The sequence below is a fragment of the Aquabacterium sp. genome, assembly GCF_004297345.1.
Taxonomy (GTDB): domain Bacteria; phylum Pseudomonadota; class Gammaproteobacteria; order Burkholderiales; family Burkholderiaceae_C; genus Aquabacterium.
Window position 1 is genome coordinate 1 of sequence record NZ_SCTN01000478.1, and the last position, 9,694, is coordinate 9,694.

Consider the following 9,694-nt stretch of genomic DNA (forward strand, 5'->3'; position numbering starts at 1 on the left):
TGCTCTTCCGATCTCATCAACCAATCGGCTTCATGGCTGCCCTGGGTTTCGTGGCGGTCTTTGCGGGTGCGGCCAACACCCCCTTGGCCTGCACGCTCATGGCCATGGAACTGTTTGGCGCCCCGATTGGTTTGTTTGCGGCACTGGCCTGCGTGATCAGCTATTTGTTTTCAGGCCACACAGGCATCTACAAGGCACAGCGAGTGGGACAGGCGAAACGTCAACCCTGACGGCGACGCACAACCAGCAAGGCCATGGCCAAGCCGCTCAGCATCAAGGCATGGGTTGCGGGCTCAGGCACCGCACCGACGGGGTTGCCATTGAGGTTGACCGCCACATTCTGTGCACCGATGAAGTCGCCCAGTTCACCCTCGCCAGGGTGGCTGTCACCCAGCACCGGTAGCGCCTCGTGGGTTTCCGGATCGTAAAGGCCGGAATAGTTGAAGAACTCATAGCGGCGCAGCACGGATTCCGCCTTTTCACCAACTGCTGCCCCGCCACCGTTCTCAAGCTGGCCAGCCAGCGGATTGCCTGGATCCGTCTGCAACAGCTGCCACTCGATCTCGGTATGACTCTTGGCAGCCTGAACCTTGGCGTTGCCACCTACCAGCTCTTCTAGCTCCACCTTGTTTTCCAGCTCGGTTGTATAGACCTTGACCCAGATGGCCGAGCCGAACTGGGATTCGATCTCCGGCTTGGGCGCCTGGATCTGAGCTACCACCACAGGAGCTGGCGCCGCCGGGTTGGGCGCGGGCGTCACGGACCAGATCGGGGCGGGCAGGTTGACGGTCGCCGTGGTGAGTACGCCAGGCGAGTTGGACTCCACCAGCCAGGCATAGCTTGTCTTGGTGGGATTGCCGATGGTGCCAACGCCAAAGTGATCACACGGCGTGGCGGCTCCGTAACCGATGTTGCCACCGGTCCAGCAACTTTCCCCTGGCGTCGTGAAAACCCCGCTGGGCGTGCCCACACTCCAGCCGCCACCGTTGTAGAGCGCTTGATAAGTCACCTTGACGCCGAAGATGCTGCCATTGGTGTATTCGCTGATGGAGGGCGCGCCGTAGCGTTCCACGGACGTCGGGAAGCCTCTGCCCGCACCACCGAACGTATCGGTGATGTCGCTGCTGTGCAGCCCCTCCAGGTCGATCTCGAACCCATAGGCGGTCGCGCCGGTGTCGTTGACCACATCGAAATTGCCCAAGGTGCCAAAGACGCCTGCACTGGCTGGCGCGGCCAGGCTGGCCAGCAGCGCTGCAGACAGTGCCCAGTTCAGTTGAAAACGTGTCATGCGAGCCCCACGAAAATAATGTGCATATTTCACATTTAATCACGAGGCAACCTGCAAGCCAAGCAAATTTACCGCCAGTCATGAGCATCCCGGCTTAAGGCGGCCGTAAGGAAAGCTCCCCATCATGAAGGTCAAGGAGTCGCCGCCATGATGCACAAACACTCACGACACAACAGGCCAACCTGGCGCTCAGCGCTGGTCTGCATGAGCCTGACACTACCGTTGCTGGCACAAGCTGCGACACCTGCGGAGCTGGCTCAGCGCTACGCTGCGGATGCCGGCAGACCGGCGGATGCCCAACGCGGGCAGCAGTTCTTCACAAGCCTGCACGGGCGAGAGTGGCGCTGCGCGAGTTGCCATGGCGCCAAGCCAACCCAAGCGGGCCAGCACGCGGCTACCGGCAAGGCCATCCTGCCCTTGGCACCGGCCTTCAATCCGGATCGATTCACAGACGCCGCCAAAGTCGAGAAATGGTTCCGCCGTAACTGCAACGACGTGGTCGGCCGCGAATGCACGGCCATCGAAAAAGCCGATGTGCTGACCTGGCTACTCACACTGAAGGTGCAACCATGAATCTGCACAACACGCTTCTGACCTTGGCAACAGCTGCCCTCCTCGCCACATCGGCGCACGCCGATGACGACGACAGACCAGCTTCTCGCGCCCCCCTGCATCCCCGCTATCAACAAGAATGCGCTGCCTGCCACGTGGCCTACCCGCCTCAACTGCTGCCTGCTGAGTCCTGGCAGCGGCTGGTGAAGAACCTGCCGCGCCACTTCGGCACCGACGCCTCGCTCGACCCAGCCACCACACAACAGTTGAGCGAGTGGCTCACCGCCCATGCCGGCGATCGCCGCGCTCCGCCGCAGGACCGCATCACCCGCTCCACCTGGTTTGTGCATGAACACGACGAGGTCGGCGCCAGCACCTGGCAACGCGCCAGCATCAAGAGCCCATCCAACTGTGCGGCCTGTCACACCCGTGCAGATCAAGGAGATTTCAATGAACGATTCATCCGCATCCCCCGCTGAACGCGTGCTGGTCTGGGACCTGCCCGTGCGTCTCTTCCACTGGCTGATGGTGCTGTGCTTTGCTGGCGCCTATCTGACGGCCGAGAGTGAACGCTGGCGCCTCGTGCACGTGACCTTTGGCTACACCATGGCCGGCTTGGTCGCCTTCCGTCTGGTCTGGGGCCTTATCGGCACACGCCACGCGCGCTTTGCCAGCTTTGTACGCGGGCCTGCGGCTGTGATGCGCTACCTTAGAGGGCTCTTGCAAGGTCAAGCAGAGCACCATCTGGGCCACAACCCGGCAGGTGCCCTGGCCATCATGCTGATCCTGGCTTTGACTGCAGCCGTGACCAGCACCGGGTGGGCCAACTTCAATGATGTAGGCGGCGAATGGCTGGAAGAAGTACACGAAGTGCTGGCCAATCTGATGCTGCTGATCATCGGCGTCCACGTGGTCGGCGTAGGGCTGAGCAGCCGCCTGCATCGAGAGAATCTGGTGCGCGCCATGATCACGGGCTACAAATCAGGCCAGCCACAGAACGGCATCCGGCGCACCTGGCGCAGCCTGGCCCTGGTGATGCTGGTGGGCGTGCTCACCTTCTGGTGGCAGCAATGGCAACATGCGCCCACACCCGGTCAGCAAGCCACGATGCAAGCGCCATCTGGCCAGCACCATGGCGATGACGATGATGACGATTGATCGGCCAGCTCACGGCTCGATGAGCAACAAACCGCGCAGCTTGCCCGATTGGCTGTCCACCGTGTTCATGGCCTCCAGCAAACGCTCGGGTTTGACCAGCCAGGGGCCGAATGACTGGTTCACGTCCAGCACCAGCACGAGGTCTTGCGCAGCCAGGTAGCCGGCAATGGGCGAGTGATGCCCACCGCCCTGGCCAAACAATGGCGCGCGCGAGAAGTTGACGATGTAGCGCCGCCCCAGCTCATTGGCCTGACGCAGATGTTGCCGAAACGCGTCCAGACTCAGGCCACGCCACACCGTGACATGCCCGGGCGCAAAACGGCGCTGCGCCACGCCGGCCAGCTCATCGAGCGTCAGGCCTGAGGGTAGATAACCCAGCGTCGTGCTGACGCCTGTGTCCTCCAGCACCGCGCGCTGATCCAGCGTCGAACCCAAGGAGTGCCCCACATTGGCGATGCTGCTGGGGCCACAGAAAGTCAGGTTGTGCTGGAACTCGATGTGCGTCTTGTAGCGCGACGCGACGGGCAAGGCCCAGGCCTTGTCCAGCAATAGCTTGTCCTGCCAGTAAGGCGCAGCCTGAACGGAAGCAGTGCCTCGCAGCGCTGGCGCAGACACCGCGGGTGACGACAACACCGCCGCCGATGCCTCGACCGAGTTGCTGCTCGAATCGGCAGCCCGTGCAGGTGGGCAACTGCCGCCCAACAAGGCCAGCGCCAACAGCCATGCTGATGACAAACGGCCATTCATGATGGCTGGCTTAGCGCCCTGACCTGCATGGCCTGACCACAACCATGGCCAGCATGCCCAGCAACATCAGTAAGCACGCACCTGGCTCAGGCACGGTGGCAGCAGACGCAAAAGCCTGCCCCAGAATCTGGTTGGTGAACGTCGTCGGGTGTTGCCCATCCCAGAACAGATAGGTATTGGGCATGGCACAAACATGCCCCGAAGCCGCGTTGAAACAAGCGTCCACGGTATCAATGCCGGATGCACGCAACAAAGGCAACTCACTGGCCATGAAGCCCGAGGTATCGAACACGATGATGTTGAGCCCCTGCACCTGCGCCACCAGATTGCTCAGCCCACTGAGTAACTGGTGGTTGTACTCACTGGTGCGTTGGCCAGCTGCAGCCTGATATTGCGGGCTGGCCAACAGGCTGGCTGGTGTCTGGCTCAGATCGGGCATCAATGGCACGAAGAAATTCTGTGCGCCCATGTAATACAGCTCCATGACATTGCCCAGCATGTTGCTGGCAGCCTTGGAAGAGGTACTCGCAGACCAGATGTTGGCGCCAGCATAGAAATCGTTCGGGCCGGCCCACAGAAAGTACAAGGCATCGGGATCGGAACTTTGGCCATTGAGTACCGTGGTGTAGCTCGATATCTGCCCGGCTACGCCCGTACCGTTGAGGAGCGCTCCGCCTTGATTGCCCGCACCAGTCTGCGCACCGCCAATGGCATAGCTGGTCACCTTGAGGCCCAGATCAGCCGCCATGGCCTCCACGGCCACCTCGCCGTTGGAGAAGCGCCCGTCGACATAAGGCGCTGCGGGGTACAGCCCCGAGGTCAGCTTGTAAAGATTGCCGGTGTCGGACAGGCTGTCGCCAAAGGCAATCACCTGCGAATAGGCCGCCAGGGCCTGGCCCGCGCTCATCAGGGCCAGCAGTGCGATCAGCAACTGCCTCGACAATCGATAAGGACTAGACACGTGGAAGGCCCCTCAGCAACAGGCGGACACAAGCCTTCATGATAGCGACAGACGCACCACTATCGCGCATCCCGCTCCACGATGTGCCCTAGGTTCATCGTCTGCCCCAGGTAGCTGGCGCCTGCACGCGACAGATGCCCGGCATCACGATAGAGGGGGATGCCATCAATCACGCTCGCGCAACGCCCGGCCTGGCAGGTCATGTGATCCAGCCTCACCACACTCACATGGGCGCGCTGGCTGGCTTCGTCCAGCAAGGCCAGTACATCTCGCTGATAGCGCTCGTGCTCGGCCTGCGCAAAACTGCAGGATTGATCCGCATCGTGCACGAAAGTCAGCAGGCCTTGCAGATGACGCTCGGCGCACAACCCCAGATCCAGTTGTGGCCCGACGGCAGCGGGCGGTGACACCACTATCACCTTGCGGCCAAGTTGGCGCAACATGTGAATCGTGTTGACCAGCGAGGCGGCCAGTTCGGCCCGGCTGGGCTTGACGACATGGCCATGGGCATCCACGACCGGATCGTCGAAGAAATAGCGCCAGCGTGCCGACAGCACCACGTAGTCGATCTGTGGATGAGCCTTGAGGTAAGCCAGCACCGAACGATTGAAAGCCAGGCACTGCAAACCTCTATCGGCGGGATCCTTGCTGACCTGGCGCGCGTAATCCAGCAAAGGTGCACAGGCGCTGCGTGTGGCCTGCATGAGACCGCTGGTCGCCGAGGGGGCCGATGCAGGGGTTGACACAGGGGGGATCAAGGCCGGCACGATGTGCATGGCATAGCTGTCACCCCAAACGAGCGTGCGCACCCGCGCCTGAGTACGACAGGCCGGCAATGGCTCAATCGCACCATCAAAATCACAGTGCGCCGACAAGCCGTAGTTGGCTTGGCGGACCTGCTTCCAGTCCACGCCAGATCGGGCCTGCAGGAGATGCCACATCCAGCCTGCAGCCAGGGCCAGTGCGAGGAGAATCCAGCACAGCTTGCGCCCCATCGCGCCCGGTGTGGCCACACGCCGGAATGGCTGCTCGACATAGCGATAAGACAGTTGCGCCAACGCGAAGGACAGCGGCAACAAGGCCCACGACATCCAGGCTGGCCCCCCCTGCAGCCAGATGTTCTTGGCCATGGCAATCAAGGGCCAGTGCACCAGATACAAGGAATAAGACTGATCGCCGATCCAGTGCAAAGGCCGCATCCACATCCGTTGCGACTGCAACATCGCAGATGGCATGAGCACCAGCCCTGCCGTGCTCAGCACAACCAGCAGCGCATCACCGCGAGGATGCATCTCATCCATCCCCCAGATCAGCGCAAAGGCCATCAAAGGCAGCCACAACCAGCCCATGTCCATGCGCCGTTGCGCCTGGCGTATCGTGGTCCATCCGGGCAAGGCACACAAAGACCCGACCAATAACTCCCAAGCTCGGGTAGGGAGCAAATAGAAGGTGCCGGAAGGATCCTGACTCACGAACCACTGCGCAAAGGCAAAGCTCGCCACGGTCAACACGAGCATGACAGGCGCACGCCAACGCCGCGGAGCCCAAGCCAGCAGGCCCAGCACCATCGGCAGCACGAAGTAGTACTGCTCCTCCAACGCCAGCGACCAGGTATGCAACAAGGGCTTGAGCGTGGCCTGCCCATCGAAGTAGCCACTTTGCTGCCACAGCACCATGTTGGCCACAAACCCCAACGCACCAGCCAGTTGCAAGGCATAGTCATGCAAGGCACTGATGGTCAAGGCCCAAGGCGCCATCAGCGTCACCCAGGTGAACATCACCAAGGCCGCGGGCAAGAGCCGCCTGGCTCGCCTGAAATAAAAAGAGCCCGGGCTGAAGCGGCCCTCGTCCATCTCCTCGACAATCACCCGAGACATCAGGTAGCCAGAGATCACGAAGAAGATATCAACGCCCAGAAAGCCCTTGTTCAGGCCGGGCAGATCGAAGTGAAAGACCAGGACAGACAGCACCGCGATGGCCCGCAAGACCTGGATGTCCATTCTCAAATTGCGCATCGGCCGGATTATCCGGGTGGCGGGAATCTCCCAATGGGTGCGCCGCGATCCTGGCGCATAGTTCAGCGCCATCAAAATTAACGAACCGCGTTCAAGCAAGAGAGGCCTTATGCGTTCCAGCCCCCCGATTCCGTCACGCCTGAGCGTGGCCACAGCCCTGTTCGTGTTCAGTCTGGTGAGTTGTGCGGCCACGCCTGTCGCCACATCATCCCCATCTGCTGATGGCGAAGTCATCCCTGCGGGTGAAGCCAGCGCCATTGCCGCGGTCACCGAAGCGATTCGTTCTTCCGTGCAGACTGGGTTTGATCAGAACGGCCACGCCTTCCGAGATGCGCACCGCAAGTCAAACGGTTGTGTGCAAGCGACTTTCACCGTGCTGGACAAACTGCCCCCGCAGATGGCGCAGGGCCTGTTTGCCACGCCGAAGGCCTACAACGCGGTCGTGCGTTTCTCGAACGGATCCGGTTCATCTCAAGACGACCACAACAACGATGCGCGCGGCATGGCGCTGAAAATCATGGGCGTGGGTGGCCCCAAGTTGCTGGACGATGAGCAGACAGCCAGCACGCAGGACTTCCTGATGACCAACCACCCGGTGTTCTTCGTTCGCAATGCGGCCGACTATGTGGCGTTCCAGAAGGCCGCCACCAGTGGGGGCCTGGCGCTGACGGGCTGGCTTGCCGCCCACCTCTTCCACGAAACCCCCATCATCCTGGGCTTTACCGGGCACAAGGTGCTCAACCCGCTGAACTCGCGCTACTGGAGCACGACACCATCGAAGCTGGGCAGCGAGCAGATGAAGTTCTCGGCCAGGCCATGTGCGGGCGGCACCTTTGTCGAGCAATCCGATACGGCCAACCGCATGAGCGAAAACATGGCCGCACAACTGGCCACCGGCTCAGCCTGTTTCGACTTCATGGTGCAGACCCGCACGGTGCCCGCCGAGATGCCGATCGAAGACCCAACCATCGAGTGGAAAGAGGCCAAATCACCCTTCGTGCCCGTGGCCCGTATTACCATCCCGGCCCAGACGCCCGAAGACGCACAAACCTGTGAGGTACGCTCTTTCACGCCATGGCACAGCATCGCGGCACACCGGCCTCTGGGCGGTATCTCGCGCGTGCGCAAGGATGTCTACATCGCTGTATCCAAGCTGCGCCACCAACTCAACGGCCAAGCCCGCATCGAACCTTGAACACACCCGTCAGCTTTCGCGAAGCCTTCTTCTTCTGGCTCAAACTGGGCTTCATCAGCTTTGGCGGGCCTGCCGGGCAGATCGCGATCATGCACCAGGAGCTGGTGGAGCGCCGCCGCTGGATATCGGAGAAGCGCTTTCTGCACGCGCTGAACTACTGCATGGTGCTGCCCGGGCCTGAGGCGCAACAACTGGCCACCTACATCGGCTGGTTGATGCACCGCACCTGGGGCGGCATCATCGCGGGCGGCCTGTTCGTGCTGCCCTCGCTGTTCATCCTCATCGCGTTATCGTGGATCTACATGGCCTTTGGTCAGGTGCCATTGGTAGCTGGCCTGTTTTACGGCATCAAGCCGGCGGTATCGGCCATCGTGGTGCAAGCGGCGCACCGCATTGGCAGCCGCGCCTTGAAGAACAAGGTCCTGTGGGGCATCGCCGCAGCATCCTTCGTGGCCATCTTCGCCATGAACCTGCCCTTCCCGCTGATCGTGCTGCTGGCCGCGCTGCTTGGCTGGCTGGGTGGCAAGTGGTCGCCAACCTGGTTCAAGGCAGGTGGCGGGCATGGCACGGCGGACAAATCCTACGGGCCCGCCTTGATTGACGACCATACGCCGACACCCGCTCACGCCTTGTTCACCTGGTCGGGGCTGCTCAAGGTGATGACGGTCGGCCTGCTGCTGTGGCTCCTGCCCATGGCCTACCTCATCACCCGCTTTGGCTGGGATCACGCCTTGACCCAGATGGGCTGGTTCTTCACCAAGGCCGCCATGTTGACCTTTGGCGGCGCCTACGCCGTGCTGCCCTATGTCTACCAAGGCGCCGTGGACCACTTCGGCTGGCTGCAACCAGTTCAGATGATTGACGGCCTGGCCCTGGGTGAAACCACGCCCGGCCCGCTGATCATGGTGGTGTCTTTTGTGGGATTCGTGGGCGGCTACGTGAAGGCGCTGTTTGGGCCTGACCAGTTGTTCCTGGCTGGCGCCGTGGCCGCGACCGTGGTGACCTGGTTCACCTTCCTGCCCTCATTCGTGTTCATCCTGGCGGGCGGGCCATTGGTCGAGGCCACACACGATGACATCCAGTTCACGGCCCCGCTGACCGCCATCACGGCCGCCGTTGTGGGCGTGATCCTCAATCTGGCCTTGTTCTTCGGCTACCACGTGCTGTGGCCGCAAGGTTTCATGGGGCGATTCGATGCGGTATCAACGGTGATTGCACTGGCAGCTGCAATAGCGCTGTTTCGCTTCAAACGCAATGTGATCCATGTGATCGCCGCATGCGCTGTCCTTGGCTGGCTGCTCAAGGCCAGTGGCCTCGCGTGAGAGGCCTTGGTGCTCGCATCTACATCACGATCGGCGTAAACGGGATCTGCGATCGCAACTTCCAATACATCTCCAGATAAGCCTCGTCCGAGGTCTCCCTGTACTTGGTCTTCATGAAATCGCACACAGACAAGGTTTTGCGGGTGGCGTAGTTATCCTGAAATAGCTGTGGATGGACCTCGGCCGATGCGCTGCGGTCAAAGGTCACCGTTTCGAACTTGTGGGTCGCCAGGATGAAGGACGCCAACCTCTCCTGAATGAACGTCTTCATGTGGGTGTCTTTTTCGGCATAGAGGTAGGAGGTCTTCATGCTCCCATCCATGTGCCCGTCTACTTCCACATACTTGAAGAAGGCCTCGGCCAGCTTCTGCCATTCAAGCCAATACGCCTTCTTGGCAAAAACGAAGTTGGAGAAGACCGTCGTGGAAAGGTCGGTCACCAGGGACTTCAAATCCA

The 9,694-nt window shown here is 61.3% G+C and carries 10 protein-coding genes and 1 pseudogene; 6 read left to right on the forward strand and 5 right to left on the reverse strand.

Translation table 11 applies throughout. The annotated features are described in order from the left end of the window. Nucleotides 1-230: chloride channel protein (locus EPO09_RS18375; protein WP_290645337.1), on the forward strand; the 230-nt coding region annotated here is incomplete at its 5' end. Here EPO09_RS18375 and EPO09_RS18380 read toward each other — a convergent pair. Continuing rightward, nucleotides 221-1,288: a PEP-CTERM sorting domain-containing protein gene (locus EPO09_RS18380; RefSeq protein ID WP_290645339.1), complete on the reverse strand. Its 1,068-nt coding sequence runs from the start codon at nucleotides 1,286-1,288 to the stop codon at nucleotides 221-223. The genes EPO09_RS18375 and EPO09_RS18380 overlap by 10 nt on opposite strands. Before the next feature lie 204 nt (nucleotides 1,289-1,492). Here EPO09_RS18380 and EPO09_RS18385 point away from each other — a divergent pair, with 204 nt between their 5' ends. The 3 genes from EPO09_RS18385 to EPO09_RS18395 are packed head-to-tail and all read left to right on the forward strand — an operon-like array spanning nucleotide 1,493 to nucleotide 2,998. Next, entirely contained in the window at nucleotides 1,493-1,861 is a 369-nt protein-coding gene (locus tag EPO09_RS18385) for a DUF1924 domain-containing protein (protein WP_290645341.1), read from the forward strand. After that, nucleotides 1,858-2,319, forward strand: a complete 462-nt coding sequence (locus EPO09_RS18390) for a diheme cytochrome c (RefSeq protein WP_290645343.1) — start codon at nucleotides 1,858-1,860, stop codon at nucleotides 2,317-2,319. Before EPO09_RS18385 ends, EPO09_RS18390 begins: the two co-directional genes overlap by 4 nt. Beyond that, entirely contained in the window at nucleotides 2,291-2,998 is a 708-nt protein-coding gene (locus tag EPO09_RS18395; RefSeq protein WP_290645345.1) for a cytochrome b/b6 domain-containing protein, read from the forward strand. The genes EPO09_RS18390 and EPO09_RS18395 overlap by 29 nt, the downstream gene beginning before the upstream one ends. Nucleotides 2,999-3,007: 9 nt before the next feature. Here EPO09_RS18395 and EPO09_RS18400 read toward each other — a convergent pair whose 3' ends face one another. Genes EPO09_RS18400 through EPO09_RS18410 form a run of 3 tightly spaced genes read right to left on the reverse strand, consistent with a single transcriptional unit; the run spans nucleotide 3,008 to nucleotide 6,721 of the window. Next, the gene (locus tag EPO09_RS18400) at nucleotides 3,008-3,745 is read right to left on the reverse strand and encodes a phytochelatin synthase family protein (RefSeq protein ID WP_290645347.1); all 738 of its coding nucleotides are present in this window, start codon (nucleotides 3,743-3,745) and stop codon (nucleotides 3,008-3,010) included. Nucleotides 3,746-3,755: 10 nt separating this feature from the next. Further along, entirely contained in the window at nucleotides 3,756-4,706 is a 951-nt protein-coding gene (locus EPO09_RS18405) for an SGNH/GDSL hydrolase family protein (RefSeq protein WP_290645349.1), read from the reverse strand. A gap of 59 nt (nucleotides 4,707-4,765) precedes the next feature. Continuing rightward, complete coding sequence (locus tag EPO09_RS18410) at nucleotides 4,766-6,721, reverse strand: acyltransferase family protein (protein WP_290645350.1); 1,956 nt, start codon at nucleotides 6,719-6,721, stop codon at nucleotides 4,766-4,768. Nucleotides 6,722-6,830: 109 nt separating this feature from the next. Between EPO09_RS18410 and EPO09_RS18415 the strand changes: the two genes are divergently transcribed. Further along, entirely contained in the window at nucleotides 6,831-7,916 is a 1,086-nt protein-coding gene (locus EPO09_RS18415; protein WP_290645352.1) for a catalase family protein, read from the forward strand. Further along, nucleotides 7,913-9,238, forward strand: coding sequence for a chromate efflux transporter (gene chrA / locus EPO09_RS18420; RefSeq protein ID WP_290645354.1), 1,326 nt, complete (start codon nucleotides 7,913-7,915; stop codon nucleotides 9,236-9,238). The genes EPO09_RS18415 and chrA overlap by 4 nt, the downstream gene beginning before the upstream one ends. Nucleotides 9,239-9,257: 19 nt before the next feature. On the opposite strand, the pseudogene EPO09_RS18425 reads toward chrA, so the two are convergent. After that, nucleotides 9,258-9,694, reverse strand: a pseudogene (locus EPO09_RS18425) (hypothetical protein); the annotation flags it as partial.

Bases quoted from the DNA above. Each gene is read 5' to 3' on its own strand.
- EPO09_RS18385 (WP_290645341.1), top strand. From the start codon at position 1,493: ATGAGCCTGACACTACCGTTGCTGGCACAAGCTGCGACACCTGCGGAG.
- EPO09_RS18400 (WP_290645347.1), bottom strand. From the start codon at position 3,745: ATGAATGGCCGTTTGTCATCAGCATGGCTGTTGGCGCTGGCCTTGTTG.
- EPO09_RS18410 (WP_290645350.1), bottom strand. From the start codon at position 6,721: ATGCGCAATTTGAGAATGGACATCCAGGTCTTGCGGGCCATCGCGGTG.
- EPO09_RS18395 (WP_290645345.1), top strand. From the start codon at position 2,291: ATGAACGATTCATCCGCATCCCCCGCTGAACGCGTGCTGGTCTGGGAC.
- EPO09_RS18380 (WP_290645339.1), bottom strand. From the start codon at position 1,288: ATGACACGTTTTCAACTGAACTGGGCACTGTCTGCAGCGCTGCTGGCC.
- EPO09_RS18390 (WP_290645343.1), top strand. From the start codon at position 1,858: ATGAATCTGCACAACACGCTTCTGACCTTGGCAACAGCTGCCCTCCTC.
- EPO09_RS18415 (WP_290645352.1), top strand. From the start codon at position 6,831: ATGCGTTCCAGCCCCCCGATTCCGTCACGCCTGAGCGTGGCCACAGCC.